The sequence below is a fragment of the Pseudomonas sp. GL_090 genome, assembly GCF_057837765.1.
In genome coordinates this window covers 1,263,361-1,277,033 of the sequence record NZ_CM174452.1, presented here as the reverse complement: position 1 = coordinate 1,277,033, position 13,673 = coordinate 1,263,361, and the positions used below count along the sequence as shown (strand labels likewise).

General features: G+C 60.9%; 15 protein-coding genes. 4 read left to right on the top strand and 11 right to left on the bottom strand.

Annotation, left to right across the window (positions count from 1 at the left end):
• Positions 1 to 24 precede the first annotated feature (24 nt).
• On the top strand, positions 25 to 645 hold the full coding sequence (locus AC3ITA_RS05580) for an energy transducer TonB (protein ID WP_414929164.1): 621 nt from the start codon (positions 25 to 27) through the stop codon (positions 643 to 645).
• Between the two features lie 22 nt (positions 646 to 667).
• On the opposite strand, the gene AC3ITA_RS05575 is transcribed toward AC3ITA_RS05580, so the two are convergent.
• The 6 genes from AC3ITA_RS05575 to ppc all read right to left on the bottom strand — a co-directional run bounded on the left by AC3ITA_RS05575 (position 668) and on the right by ppc (position 7,257).
• Positions 668 to 1,489, bottom strand: coding sequence for an isocitrate lyase/PEP mutase family protein (locus tag AC3ITA_RS05575; RefSeq protein ID WP_489279708.1), 822 nt, complete (start codon positions 1,487 to 1,489; stop codon positions 668 to 670).
• A 34-nt stretch (positions 1,490 to 1,523) separates the two neighbouring features.
• Complete coding sequence (locus tag AC3ITA_RS05570) at positions 1,524 to 2,384, bottom strand: DUF72 domain-containing protein (protein WP_150673039.1); 861 nt, start codon at positions 2,382 to 2,384, stop codon at positions 1,524 to 1,526.
• Positions 2,384 to 2,689 carry a hypothetical protein gene (locus AC3ITA_RS05565; RefSeq protein WP_008051395.1) on the bottom strand — a complete coding sequence of 102 codons (306 nt, stop codon included), beginning with the start codon at positions 2,687 to 2,689 and terminating at the stop codon, positions 2,384 to 2,386. The genes AC3ITA_RS05570 and AC3ITA_RS05565 overlap by 1 nt, the downstream gene beginning before the upstream one ends.
• A 232-nt stretch (positions 2,690 to 2,921) precedes the next feature.
• On the bottom strand, positions 2,922 to 3,596 hold the full coding sequence (tsaB, locus tag AC3ITA_RS05560; protein WP_095943141.1) for a tRNA (adenosine(37)-N6)-threonylcarbamoyltransferase complex dimerization subunit type 1 TsaB: 675 nt from the start codon (positions 3,594 to 3,596) through the stop codon (positions 2,922 to 2,924).
• A gap of 94 nt (positions 3,597 to 3,690) precedes the next feature.
• Entirely contained in the window at positions 3,691 to 4,338 is a 648-nt protein-coding gene (gene adk, locus AC3ITA_RS05555) for an adenylate kinase (RefSeq protein WP_095943140.1), read from the bottom strand.
• A 288-nt stretch (positions 4,339 to 4,626) separates the two neighbouring features.
• A complete protein-coding gene (ppc, locus tag AC3ITA_RS05550) occupies positions 4,627 to 7,257 on the bottom strand; it encodes a phosphoenolpyruvate carboxylase (protein WP_150673036.1) in 2,631 nt (876 codons plus the stop codon).
• Between the two features lie 203 nt (positions 7,258 to 7,460).
• Between ppc and AC3ITA_RS05545 the strand changes: the two genes are divergently transcribed.
• The 3 genes from AC3ITA_RS05545 to lptF all read left to right on the top strand — a co-directional run bounded on the left by AC3ITA_RS05545 (position 7,461) and on the right by lptF (position 9,391).
• Positions 7,461 to 7,805 (top strand): pilin assembly protein, encoded by a 345-nt coding sequence (locus tag AC3ITA_RS05545; RefSeq protein WP_095943138.1) that lies wholly within the window; start codon positions 7,461 to 7,463, stop codon positions 7,803 to 7,805.
• A gap of 329 nt (positions 7,806 to 8,134) precedes the next feature.
• Positions 8,135 to 8,548 (top strand): DUF4398 domain-containing protein, encoded by a 414-nt coding sequence (locus tag AC3ITA_RS05540; protein WP_095943137.1) that lies wholly within the window; start codon positions 8,135 to 8,137, stop codon positions 8,546 to 8,548.
• 45 nt (positions 8,549 to 8,593) lie between these two features.
• Complete coding sequence (gene lptF, locus AC3ITA_RS05535; RefSeq protein WP_095943136.1) at positions 8,594 to 9,391, top strand: lipotoxin F family OmpA-related lipoprotein LptF; 798 nt, start codon at positions 8,594 to 8,596, stop codon at positions 9,389 to 9,391.
• Positions 9,392 to 9,530: 139 nt separating this feature from the next.
• Here lptF and AC3ITA_RS05530 read toward each other — a convergent pair whose 3' ends face one another.
• From AC3ITA_RS05530 to AC3ITA_RS05510, 5 genes are all read right to left on the bottom strand, one after another.
• Positions 9,531 to 9,860 carry a PA3694 family proteiin gene (locus tag AC3ITA_RS05530; protein WP_095943135.1) on the bottom strand — a complete coding sequence of 110 codons (330 nt, stop codon included), beginning with the start codon at positions 9,858 to 9,860 and terminating at the stop codon, positions 9,531 to 9,533.
• A complete protein-coding gene (locus AC3ITA_RS05525; RefSeq protein ID WP_489279704.1) occupies positions 9,857 to 10,771 on the bottom strand; it encodes an alpha/beta hydrolase in 915 nt (304 codons plus the stop codon). Before AC3ITA_RS05525 ends, AC3ITA_RS05530 begins: the two co-directional genes overlap by 4 nt.
• Positions 10,772 to 10,919: 148 nt before the next feature.
• Entirely contained in the window at positions 10,920 to 12,197 is a 1,278-nt protein-coding gene (locus tag AC3ITA_RS05520; RefSeq protein ID WP_008051382.1) for a flavohemoglobin expression-modulating QEGLA motif protein, read from the bottom strand.
• A gap of 32 nt (positions 12,198 to 12,229) precedes the next feature.
• Positions 12,230 to 12,784, bottom strand: a complete 555-nt coding sequence (locus AC3ITA_RS05515; RefSeq protein ID WP_095943133.1) for a hypothetical protein — start codon at positions 12,782 to 12,784, stop codon at positions 12,230 to 12,232.
• A 163-nt stretch (positions 12,785 to 12,947) separates the two neighbouring features.
• Positions 12,948 to 13,664: a TetR/AcrR family transcriptional regulator gene (locus tag AC3ITA_RS05510; RefSeq protein ID WP_056721047.1), complete on the bottom strand. Its 717-nt coding sequence runs from the start codon at positions 13,662 to 13,664 to the stop codon at positions 12,948 to 12,950.
• Between the last annotated feature and the right edge of the window lie 9 nt (positions 13,665 to 13,673).

Here is a 13,673-nt window from a genome sequence, read left to right as displayed (position 1 = left end):
AGAGCTGAGCGTCGACCGAGAGAAATGTCAGGCATTCAACCCACAATCACAGGTTTTATCTCGCCCTACGGCGACTACAACCTGCGAAACACCCAGGCACTGAGCGGCGTCAGCCACATCTGGCAGGATTTTTTTGCCCGAGCGCTGGCCGAACAGTCGGGTGAAGTGCTGCCGCAATCGCTGAACTTTCCACCGGTCGACCTCGAAAGCCCGGTTGAACCCACCGTTGGCAGCGACCTGCTGGCCCACATCGTGTCCCAGCGCGAATGCGACGTGAAGGACAACGAAATCCGCCCGCCCGAGCCGCTGTTCCTGCCGATTGCCGAATTCGAAATGGACCTGGCCGACAAGCCGTTCCCACCGTTCCCGGCGGACGAAATCGTCGCCCAGCAAAAACAGCAGGACTTCGAAAGCGGCTGGGTTCGCCCAATCGTGTTGAACGCCGGTCAGCCGCTGCCAGACGTCGGCCCTGCCCCGCAACCGCGTCCGCTGCACCTGCCCATCGCCGAATTCGAACTCGACCTGCTCGACAAGCCGTTCCCGCCATTCTCGCCAGAAGAACTAGTAGCGCAGCAAAAACAACTCGATTTCGACAATGGCTGGGCGCGCCCGATCATCCTGCAGAACCTGCGCATCGCCGCCTGATCCTCAGCCGCGCCCTCTTCCCTCAGCCTTTGAAAAACTGATTGGCCTTCTGATACGGCATCGACCGGGACGTGAAACCGAACGTGCCTGACGTCTGGATTTCTTCGGCGGCGCGGAAGAATTCGCCATAGGCCGCCAATGCCAGCGCCGAACCGACGCTGATGCGTTTGACGCCCATTTCACCCAACTGCGCGACCGTCAGCTTCAAGCCGCCCGACATCAACACATTCACAGGTTTGGGCGCCACGGCGCGCACCACCGCCAGCACATCCTCGGCGCTGCGCAGACCCGGTGCGTAGAGCACATCGGCACCGGCCTCGGCGAATGCCTGCAAACGGCGGATGGTGTCGGCCAGATCGGGATTGCCGTGCAGGAAGTTTTCCGCCCGGGCAGTCAACGTAAAGTGGAACGGCAGACTGCGAGCGGCAGCCACAGCGGCTTCGATGCGCGCCACGGCGTGTTCGAAACAATAGATCGGGCCTTCTTCGCGGCCGGTGGCATCTTCGATCGAACCACCGACGGCGCCGGCCTCTGCCGCGCGCAAGATACTTTTCGCGCAGTCGGCGGGGTTGTCGGCAAAGCCGTTTTCCAGGTCCACGGCAACCGGCAGGTCGGTGGCGGCGACGATCGCCTGAACGTTCATCAGGGTATCGTCGAGGGTCAATCCGCCATCGGCACGACCCTGGGAAAAGGCGTAACCGGCACTGGTGGTCGCCAGCGCCTCGAAGCCGAGGCTGGCGAGCATTTTCGCTGAACCGGCATCCCACGGATTAGGAATCACAAAAGCCCCGGGGCGTTCGTGAAGGGCTTTGAACGCCAGGGCTCGAAGGGTTTGCGCATCCATTGGGCAGGCTCCTGAAGAGGGGAAAGAATTCGCCTCAGAGCAGGCCAAGCTGCTCGGCGACGGGTTCTCTGTATAGCTCAGGCAGCGCCGGCAAGCCAGGCAAACGCAGCATCAGGCGCGCGTGAAAGCGCTGCGCCAGCTTCGCTGCCAGCAGGTTGTCGGCGGTGTGCAGGAAGATGTACGGCGTGCGGCCTTCTTCGATCCATAACGCGATTTTCTCGACCCATGGTTCCAGAAACACATCGTTGGCCTCAAGCGTTGGATGGCCGATAAAACGCACCTGCGGGAATTGCGTGAATGCCGCAGGCCGCGGTGGCACCCGGGGCTTCTTCGATTGGGCGTGGAGCACCGAGGGCTCGGTCGAGGTGCAACTGAACAGCGCACGGGGATCGAGACAGATGCGCTCGACGCCGCGATCCAGCAGCAAGCGGTTGAGCATTCGCTCGCTGTCACCCTTGGCGAAAAACTCGTCGTGCCGCACTTCCACGGCCAGCGGTCGCTGAAGGGCATCGATGAATCCGGCCAGCTCAGGCAAACGTTGGGGCGTGAAGCTTTTCGACAGTTGTAACCACAATGGCGACACTCGCTCGCCGAGCGGGTTGAGCAATTGCACGAAGGTTTCGGTGGCGGTCAGTTGCTCGCGCAGATCGCCACCGTGGCTGATCTCTCCGGGAAACTTGGCGGTGAAGCGAAAGTGCTCGGGCATGGTCTCGGCCCAACGCTGCACGGTGCTGACGGCCGGGCTCGCGTAGAAGGTCGTGTTGCCTTCCACGGCATTGAAAACCCGGGAATAGAGATCAAGGAAATCGGCGGGTCTGGCGTCCGGCGGATACAGGTAGTCGCGCCAGGCGTTTTCGCTCCAGGACGGACAACCGAGGTAATACGGCAGCAGCATCAGATGTACAGGTCGAGACCCAGCACATCCGCTTCCCAATCGACGAAACCGGCGGTGCTCAGGTAGCTCGCCAGGGCTGTCGCCACGCTTTTGCTCATGGCACGGTGGTAAATCAGGTCTTGCTGACGGGCGGGAAGATTGCTCAGTTTTTGCGCAGAGGCTTTGGCGGCGCGGGCAGCCAGTTGCTCTTCAGTCGGGAATTCCAGCTCGCCTTCGATATCAATGGCGTCGTCCTCCACCACGCGGCCTTTGCGAGGCTTGCGCTTGATGGGGTAGGACTGAGAGGAAACGCCGTCTATACGCATACGTGCATACTCGGAATCAGTGATGGCAGTTTAGTGGCGCAAAAGCCACTTCGCAAACCGCCGAGTGATAACTAGAACACATAAAAGGCAAAAGGTTTAAAAGCTGAGGTTAGAAACTGATGATTGGCTATAACTGGTAGATCGCATCGCGAGCAAGCTCGCTCCCACAGGTTCTGCGCAACCCCCTGTGGGAGCGAGCCTGCTCGCGATTGGACCGACTCGGCCCTGAATACTATCGAGCTTTAGGCGTCGCCACCTTGTCGCGCAAATAAACCGGCTGCGCCTCATCGGCCACGATTGCCTCGCCGCGTTCCCAGGCAAACCGCGCCAAAGTCAGCAAGTCTTGCGCGTGGGGCAACATGCCCGCGTCCTGCCCGCTCAGGCTGACAGCGATACGCTCGCCATAACCCCAACCGGTGCCTGCGCCGAACCATTCACCGCCGGCATCGATCGGCAATGCAGCGGACTCCGGCGGCAGCACCGCTTCAGTACCCACCAGGCGCATCTCTCCGGCCGTTTCGCGGTAGCAACCCCAATACACTTCGTCCATGCGCGCATCGATGGCGGCGGCGACCTGAGTGGCGCCGTGTTCACGCAACGCACGTTGCGCCAGCACGGCCAGGTTCGACACCGGCAGCACCGGGCGCTCCAGGGCAAACGCCAGGCCTTGCACCACACCGATGGCGATGCGCACGCCGGTGAAGGCGCCCGGGCCACGGCCGAACGCGATGGCGTCGACCGCTTGCAGCGTGGTACCCGCATCGGCCAACAGTTGCTTGATCATCGGCAACAGCTTCTGCGCGTGCAGGCGCGGGATCACCTCGTAATGGCTCGTGACCTTGCCGTCATGCAGCAAGGCAACGGAGCAAGCTTCAGTCGCGGTGTCCAGGGCCAGCAAGGTGCTCATCGATGTATCCACAAGAGAGATCAGAAAAAAGTGCGTCAGTATAAACAACTACGGCCCGCAAGCGGGCCGTGGATGATGCAGCGGATCAGACTTTTCAGCTCAGGGCTGCAAGCACCTTGGCGGTGATCGCTTCAACCGAACCGACGCCTTCGATGTGGCTGTACTTCGGCTTGCCATTGGCAGCCGACAGCGTCTGGTAGAACTCCACCAGCGGCTTGGTCTGGGAGTGGTAGACCGACAGGCGATGACGCACGGTTTCTTCGGTGTCGTCCTTGCGCTGTACCAGCTCTTCACCGGTGACGTCGTCAAGGCCGGCTACTTTCGGCGGGTTGTAGACGATGTGGTACACGCGACCGCTGGCCTCGTGAACACGACGGCCGGCGATACGCTGGACGATTTCTTCGTCTTCAACGGCGATTTCAACCACGGCATCCAGTTCAACACCGGCAGTCACCAGGGCTTCAGCCTGGGGAATGGTGCGCGGGAAGCCATCGAACAGGAAACCGTTGGCGCAGTCGGACTGGGCGATGCGGTCCTTGACCAGTGCGATGATCAGGTCATCGGACACCAGGCCACCGGCATCCATGATGCCCTTGGCCTTGATGCCCAGCTCGGTGCCGGCCTTGACCGCTGCACGCAACATGTCGCCGGTGGAGATTTGCGGAATGCCGAATTTTTCGGTGATGAACTTAGCCTGAGTACCTTTACCGGCCCCGGGAGCTCCCAGCAGAATGACGCGCATCGATGTGCTCCTCAATTTTTTATATGGATAACGTCAGATTCGCCTCGTGGGGCCAATCTCAAAAATAGGGTCGTGACCGCCCAAACGGTCAAAGGCTGATCAAGATACACAGCAGGCTGCGCCCACACAAGACGCCGAAAGTCGGAGAAACCGCTACCTCTTGCGACCATTGCGCGCGGTTCCCCAAGTCGCAACCCCATCATTAACTGTCGCCTGGCAGCACTTTTACACCCGTCATACGGCGGCATCCGGCTCACCCGCCGGATGCCTGACCTCACGGCAAAAACCTTAGCCGGTATTACGCAAACCGGCGGCAATACCCGCCACAGACACCAGCAAGGCCTGTTCTACCGGGCTGCCCTGCGCCACGTCCTGCACTCTTGAACGGGCCAGCAACTCGGCCTGCAATAGATGAAGCGGGTCGAGATAGGTGTTGCGCAAGCGGATGAACTCAAGGGTCGCGGGGCTATGTGCCAGCAGCTGCGACTGCCCGGTCAGGCCGAGAACAATGGTGCATGCCTGCGACAATAGGTCGCGTAAATGCGCACCCAATGGCAACAGATTCGGCTCCACCAGACGCTCATCGTAGGACTGTGCAATGTCGGCATCGGCCTTGGCCAGGACCATTTCCAGCATGTCGATGCGGGTGCGGAAGAATGGCCACTGCTCGCGCATCTGCCCCAGCAGCTCACCTTCGCCACGCTCCAGTGCCTTGCTCAGGGCCGCTTCCCAACCCAGCCAGGCCGGCAGCATCAGGCGCGTCTGGGTCCAGCCGAAGATCCACGGAATCGCCCGCAGGCTTTCGATCCCCCCGGCCCGGCGCTTGGCCGGACGACTGCCCAGTGGCAAACGGCCGAGCTCCTGCTCCGGCGTGGACTGGCGAAAATACTCCACGAACTGCGGATTTTCCCGCACCACGGCGCGATAGGCACTGACCCCGTCCGCGGCCAGTTCGTCCATCAAATGGCGCCACTCGGGCGTAGGTGGTGGCGGAGGCAGCAAGGTCGCCTCCAGCACGGCGGCCAGGTACAGATTGAGGTTTTGCTCGGCGATGTCCGGCAGGCCGAACTTGAATCGAATCATTTCCCCCTGTTCGGTGGTACGGAAACGCCCCGCCACCGAACCCGGTGGCTGCGACAGGATCGCCGCGTGAGCCGGACCGCCACCACGCCCCACGGTGCCGCCGCGACCGTGGAACAGCAGCAGCTCGACTTGTTGTTCGCGGCAGATATCCACCAATCGCTCCTGCGCCCGGTACTGCGCCCAGGCCGCCGCCGTGGTACCGGCGTCCTTGGCCGAATCCGAGTAACCGATCATCACTTCCTGCGGCCCTTGCAGGCGCGAGCGATAACCCGGCAACAGCAGCAGCTTCTCGATCACCGGCCCCGCGTTGTCGAGGTCGGCCAGGGTTTCGAACAGCGGCACCACGCGCATCGGCCGCAACACGCCGGATTCCTTGAGCAACAACTGTACGGCCAGCACATCGGAAGCCGCACCGGCCATGGAAATCACATAGGAGCCGAGGGACGCCTCTGGCGCAGCGGCGATTTCCCGGCAGGTCGCCAGCACTTCGGCAGTGTCGGCGGAGGGTTTGAAGTACGTCGGCAACAAGGGCCGGCGATTGCTCAATTCGCGCATCAGGAAGGTGATGCGCTCCTCCTCGCTCCAGTCCTCGTAGCGACCCAGGCCGAGGTAGTCGGTGATTTCGGTCATCGCCGCGGTGTGCCGCGAGGAGTCCTGGCGTACATCCAGACGAACCAGGAACAGACCGAACGTCACTGCCCGACGCAGGCAATCGAGCAGCGGCCCGTCGGCGATCACACCCATGCCGCACTCGTGCAAAGAGCGGTAGCAAAGCTCCAGAGGATCGAGCAGTTCGCGGTTGTCTTGCAGCACATCGATCGGTGCCGGCGCTGGCGTCGACAAGGCCGCGTGCGCCCAGTTACGCGTTGCCCGCAAGCGATCGCGCAGCTGTTTAAGCACTGCACGGTACGGTTCGGCGCTGTCTCCCGCCCTGGCCTTCAATTCATCGCTGGCCTGCTGCATCGACAGCTCAGCGGCCAGGCGATCGACATCGCGCAGGTACAAATCGGCCGCCATCCAGCGCGCCAACAGTAAGACTTCTCGGGTCACCGCCGCCGTCACGTTCGGGTTGCCGTCACGGTCGCCGCCCATCCACGAGGCAAAGCGGATCGGTGCCGCCTCGAGGGGCAGGCGCAGGCCGGTAGCGGCGTGCAGGGCCTGATCGGCCTTGCGCAGGTAATTGGGAATGGCCTGCCACAGCGAATGCTCGATCACCGCGAAACCCCACTTGGCTTCGTCCACCGGTGTCGGGCGCGTGCGGCGGATTTCCTCGGTGTGCCAGGCTTCGGCGATCAGGCGTTGCAAGGTGGTCTTGATCTGCTCGCGCTCGGCGCTGGTCAGGTCACGATGATCCTGAGCCGCCAGTTGCGCGGCGATGGCGTCGTACTTCTGGATCAGCGTGCGGCGTGCAACTTCGGTGGGATGCGCCGTAAGTACCAGTTCGATCTCCAGCCGGCCCAGTTGCCGGGCCAGCGCGTCGGCGCCATGCCCCTCGGCGCGCAGGCGCGCGAGCAACTCCGGCAGCACCCGGGCTTCGAACGGCGCCGCCTGGGATTCCTCGCGGCGGTGAATCAACTGATATTGCTCGGCGATGTTGGCCAGGTTGAGAAACTGGTTGAACGCCCGAGCCACCGGCAGCAACTCGTCTTCGCTCAGCTGATTGAGGCTGGCGCTGAGTTCAGCGTCCATGGAGCCGCGCCGGTCAGCCTTGGCGCCTTTGCGGATCTGCTCGATCTTGTCGAGAAAACCGTCGCCATATTGCTCACGAATGGTGTTGCCCAACAGCTCACCCAACAGGTGAACGTCCTCGCGCAAGCGTGCATCAATATCGGTCATCAGCAGGTCTCCAGCAAAAAATCCGGGCGGCTAGGAAACAAGAGAGTGCCGCCCCAGACAGGTTCTTACAAGCAAGACGACGAAGGGCCTTTAAACCTTGCCTGTTGAGGCTAGTCTTGAACGGTAAGCCGTACAACGGTTGTCACCGGCCAGTGCCGGACACTCACTCTGCCCGCCACGAGCGGGAGCGCAATGAGGTCAATATGAAAATCCGCGAGCTTGCCCACCACTGGGAAGAAAACGCCAAGGGTCGCCTGACCGACACCGGTTACTCGATTCATCTGGACGTGGAGTCTGCCGCACGCCTGGCCGCGCTCGTCGAGATGTACCCCAAGCGGCATCCCGAAGAACTGCTCGGCGATCTGATCGGCGCCGCACTGGAAGAACTGGAAAGAAGCTTCCCGTACATCAAAGGCACGACCGTGGTCGCTACCGATGAAGAAGGCGATCCGCTGTACGAAGACATCGGGCCGACCCCGCGCTTTCTGGCGCTGTCCCGTCGGCATCTGCACGATTTGTCGGTGCCTGACGACAAACAGAAGCACTGAACATCCGCAAAACCTGTGGGAGCGAGCCTGCTCGCGAAGGCGCGCTGTCAGTTGGAATTGATGTTGACTGACACGGCGCTTTCGCGAGCAGGCTCGCTCCCACATTAGTCCATATTCCAATTCAAAAAATCGCACTTCTCCTGCCCTAAAGGGCACTGTCGACTCGATCCAGGTTTTTCGATAGCCGGCTATTTTCTCTGAACTTTCAAAAAAAACCTCGGGTCAACCCAAGTAACCACGCCTGGGACGAGTGTTTCAAAACGCCCCTCAATTGATGGTTTCAGCGCCTTGCCCAGGGTGGATTTCGACGTTTTTCAGGAGCTGGCCCAATGGAGTTGAAGACCATGAAAACCCGAACCAGCACGTCCTCATTTACCTGTTCGCGAAGCCTCAAACTGGCGGCGCTGGCCCTGGGCAGCAGCCTGGTGCTGGCCGGCTGCGCCGGTAACCCGCCGACCGAGCAGTACGCAGTCACCCAATCGGCCGTCAACGACGCCGTGAGCGCCGGCGGCACCGAGTTCGCCGCCGTGGAAATGAAGTCGGCCCAGGACAAGCTCAAGCAAGCCGAAATAGCCATGCACGACAAGAAGTACGACCAGGCCCGGATGCTCGCCGAACAGGCCGAATGGGACGCTCGCGTGGCCGAGCGCAAGGCCCAGGCGATGAAGGCCGAACAATCAGTGAAGGACGCTCAGAAAGGCGTCCAGGAAATGCGTCAGGAAAGTCAGCGCACCGTTCAGTAAGCGGCGCGGCGCCACGCATTCCCACTCGACTAAAAGGACGAAATCATGAACCGTAAACAACTGATGATCCCTGCCCTGCTGGCTGTCACCGTAGCCCTGGCGGCCTGCTCCACACCACCGAACGCCAACCTCGAACAGGCCCGCAGCAACTACAGCGGCCTGCAAGCCGACCCGCAATCGGCCAAGGTCGCGGCCCTGGAAACCAAGGAAGCCAGCGACTATCTGAACATGGCCGATAAGGCCTACATGGACAAGGAGGACACGGCCAAGGTCGACCAGCTTGCCTATCTGACCAACCAGCGCGTCGAAGTGGCCAAGCAGACCATTGCCCTGCGCACCGCCGAGGCCAGTCTGAAAGATGCCTCGGCACAACGGGCTCAGGCGCGCCTCGACGCCCGTGATCAGCAGATCAAACAGTTGAAGGACAGCCTCAACGCCAGGCAGACCGATCGCGGAACGCTGGTGACCTTCGGGGATGTGCTGTTCGCCACCGACAAGGCCGAGCTGAAATCCAACGGCCTGATGAACATCAACAAACTGGCGCAGTACCTCCAGGAAAACCCCGAGCGCAAAGTGATCGTCGAGGGCTATACCGACAGCACCGGCACGGCGTCGCACAACCAGTCGCTGTCGGAGCGTCGCGCGGGCTCCGTGCGTGCGGCACTGGTGAAGATGGGCGTTGATCCGGCGCGTATCGTCGCCCAGGGCTACGGCAAGGAGTATCCGGTGGCGGATAACAGCAGCACCTCGGGCCGGGCGATGAACCGTCGGGTGGAGGTGACCATTTCCAATGACAGTCGGCCGGTGATGCCGCGTTCGGCGGTGAGTTCATACACCCAATAATCAGCCGCAACACAAAAACCCGTGGGAGCCAGCCAGCTGGCGATAGCTGTGTATCAGTCAACATCAATGTTGAATGCACAATCGCTATCGCCAGCAGGCTGGCTCCCACATTGGTTCTGTGTTGCCTGCGAAAATTGCGTTACTGCTCCAGCTTCTGCGGCGTTTCCTGCCCCATGCAGCGCACGGCTTTTTTCTTGTTGTCGACCAGCACGCCGGTCAGGCCTTTCTGTTCCATGTCGAACAGCACCAGCACGCCGTCGATGCACTGCGCCACCTGGGCGGCCGGTTGCAGGGAGACTTTGTAGTCTTCACCCGGCACGGTCTTGAGCATGGTGAATTCGTTGAGCAGCAACGCATCCTCAGGCTTGGCGAAGTGCAGGTAACCGTACCACCACAGGGCACCGACGGTGCCGAGGATGCTGCAGATACCGGTGATGATCAGCGGGATGGCGTTGCGTTCTTCACTCATTGCGGACTCTCTGGTGGTTCATCTTCTGAATTCGGGGGTGCCGGGTAATTGGGGATCTCACCCAGGCGGCGCAGGCCGTTGAAATGCTGCGGATCATCAAGATAACGCAACATGACTTTGCGCCAGACCGGGTCGGCGAACGTCTGCACATGACCGCCACGGGTCAGTTGCAGCACCCGTGGCGGCGGCGCAGCTTGATACAGTCGGATGCCGTTGGAAAGAGGCACGATCGGATCGTCGATGCTGTGGTAGAGCAGTTTCGGCACGTCCTTGAGCTGCGCCATGGAGTTGATCGCACTGTCGCCGTCCGGCACCAGCCACGACAACGGCACCTGCACCGGCCAGGTCAACCATGACGTACTCAAGGCAAACTGACCGATGCTTCGGTAACTGGCGGGCACACCGTCGAGGACAATAGCCTTCAGTTGTTTCTGCCGTCCCGGGTGCTGGACCAGATAGTGTACGGCCATCGAGCCACCGAGGCTCTGGCCGAGAAGGATCAGTGGCTTGCCTTTGACCTCCGGCGCCTGGTCGAGCCATTTGAAGGCCGCGTCGATGTCCTGATAGATCGCCGGCAGGCTCGGTTCACCTTCGGACAGGCCATAACCGCGATAGTCCACAAGCAACACCTGGTAACCATTTTTCGGCAACCAAAAGCTGCCGCCGAGGTGCATGGGCAGGTTTCCGCCGTTGCCGTGTAGGTGCAGCACCGTGCCTTTGACCTCGACACCCTTCTTCGCCGGCAGCCACCAGGCATTCAGCTTGAGGCCATCGGCGGTGTTCAAGATGACGGTGCGGTATTCGAGCCCGGCTTTTTCCGGGGTGAACAACTGGCCGGGTTCGGGGTAGAACAACAGCGAACTGCAACCATTCAAGGCCAGGAGAAGGCAGAGGATGCCGAGGATTCTCATCCGTTGAAACCTCGCAATAAATGAGGTTGAAACACCGAACACTGTGGGAGCCAGCCTGCTGGCGATAGCTGTGTATCAGTCAACATCAATGTTGAATGCACAATCGCTATCGCCAGCAGGCTGGCTCCCACAGGAGATAACTCCAGCCTCACAAAATATTGGAGTAATCCGCCTCGATCCGGTCCAGGCTCAGGTGGTTGAGGAAGTTGGAGAAGCACATCCACGCCGACAGCGCGTTCATGTCGCGGAACTGTTCTGGCAGGTACTTGGGCGGTACCACCAGGCCCTCGTCCACCAACTGGCGCAAGGTGCGCATGTCTTCCAGCGTAGTTTTGCCGCAGAACAACAGCGGTATCTGCTCCAGCTTGCCTTTACGCACAGCCAGTTGAATGTAGTTGTAAATCATGATGAAGCCCTTGAGGTAGGACAAGTCTTTGGTAAATGGCAGACCTGTCGGCACCGAGCCGCGGAAAACACGACTGGCGTTGCTGTAGCTCTCGGGCATTTCAAAGCCTTGCTCGCGGAAGAACTCGAACACCTGCAGGAAGTCGGCCCCCTCCTCCACCATGTGAATGGCGCGAGTGCGGTTGGTCAGTTTGCGCAGACGGCTCGGGTACGAGGCGAAGGTGATGATTTCCATCAGGATCGCCAGGCCTTCCTGGGTCACCGTCGACGAGGGCGGCCCCTTGGAGAGGAAGGTGCAGATAGGCTGGTTCAGGCCGTTGAGGGTGGTGCCGACGTGCACCAGCCCTTCGTGGACCTCCAGCGCCCGCACGTCGCGGTCGTTGAACATCGCGTCGGCGCGGATCTTGATGTAGTCGGCACCCGCCGCCGCATCGGCGACGATGCCGTCGGACTCGAACACACGGATGGTTTCCTCGGCCTCGCCAAACACCTTGTTCAAGCGATGCTGCAACAAGTCCACCGCGTCCTTGGCCGTCAGCGTCTTCGGTTCATCCTTCAGGTCGCCACGGCCGTCGATGTTGTTCAGGTATTCGGACAACATCATGCCCAGGTCCGACAGCGTCGGGTCGCCAGCATGGAACGCATCGGATGCAGCGCCGTACAACTCCTGGGAAATCAGGCCGAAATCCTCGGTGCCACGCGCTTCAAGCATGCGCACCACCATGCGGTATTCCTTGCACATGCGGCGCATGATCTGGCCGACCGGGTTGAACTGGCCGAGCTGGCGGGTGATGTCGCGCTCGATGTTCTGGAATTCCAGCTTCACTTTGCTGGAGTCGAACGCCAGCGGCCGGTTGAGGTAGTAGTCGCGGTCCACCGCCGGCATTTCCTTGCCCTTGGCCTTAAGGAACCCTTTACGAATGTTGTCATCCCACTTGACCGCATCGAGGACGCGGATCGGCGTCTGCGCCAGCACGATGCGATCGGACAAAATACGTATCGACTGTTGGTAATCGTCCACGCGAAACTCCTGTAGAAACCTGTTGGTGCTGCTTATTTGGCTTTGGCCAGACGCTGGTAGCGTACGGCTTCGACAAACACATCGGAATTGGCCGGGTCGTCGAGGTAGGCGGCGACTTGATCCATGTGGCTGTCGATCAATACGCCTGCACCGTCGTCAGTCTGAAACGCTTCGCCGCTCAGGGCGTTTTGCTTCAGCGCCTGGTTGATCTGTTCGAGGTCGAGGTTGTACAGCACCAGTTCACGCTGGTCGGTCAGCTCGAAGCCGCCGATGATGAAATGCCCGCCGAACTGCGCCGGCACCTTCGCTGACAGGTACCAACGGTTGCCATGACGCGACACGGTGAAGAGGTAGGCTTCACGCTCCTTGGGATTGGCCTTGAAGTAGCTGACGGCCTGGTAGCGATTGTCGCCGATGCGGGTCAACTCCAGATTGACGGGCTCGCCCCAGGCGCTGGTGCTGGTCCACCTGCCGAGCAACCCTTTGGGCGCGGGCTCGCTCGTGGGCAGCGGCTCCTTGAAGGTCACCAGACAGCCACTGAGCAGCAGGAACGACAAGGCGATCACAACGACACGCCAGGCTTTCATTCAATACTCCCTATGAACATACGTCGCCCTGAGGTGGACACCGCCCTTCTGTGGGAGCGAGCCTGCTCGCGAATACGGTCTGACATTCAACATCTCTGTTGACTGACACTCCGCTTTCGCGAGCAGGCTCGCTCCCACAGGGGTAGCCTCCAATCAGGAGGAACTACACCGACGCCAGCACCAGGTGCATGTAGCGCGTCAGGATGCCGAGCATTTCCTCTTCGGCGGCAGGCTCGTCTACGTTGAGCAGGCCCTGATATTCCATCCGGCCGATAATCGCCGTCAACACCTTGGCATCCTGATGCGGTTCGCGCGAGCCTAGCACCTGGAACAGCTGGCAAGAGCCCTGCAACAGGATTTGCTGATGCGAGCGCACCAGTTCGGCCAGGCGTGGGTTGAGCAATGCCTCCTGACGAAACGCCTGCTCGGCCATCAGATGCTCCCGGCGATTGACCAGTTGCCGGTGAACGTAATCGGTCATCAGCCGTGCAATGTCGTCGGCCAGCTTCGAGCGCGCCTGCGGGCTGCCATCGCCACTGTCGATCATCTCGCGCAGCAGGCCCTCGTTGTTCACCCACAGCTTGCCCATGTACGCCGCACTGCGTTCCACGTATTGGGCGAAGGTATCGGTGAGCAGGTCATCGATATCCTTGAAATAGTAAGTGGTCGCCGACAATGGCACTTGTGCCTCGGCGGCCACCGCACGGTGCCTTACAGCCCGTACGCCGTCACGCACGACAATGCGCATGGCGGCATCCAGGATTTCCTGTCGTCGCTGTTCGCTGCCCTGTCGGCTGGCCTTGCGACCCTGGTACTGAACACTTTCAGCGACCGCAGTGGCGACACCCGCTGCACCTTCTTGAGCTATTGCACGAATCACGACAGGTAT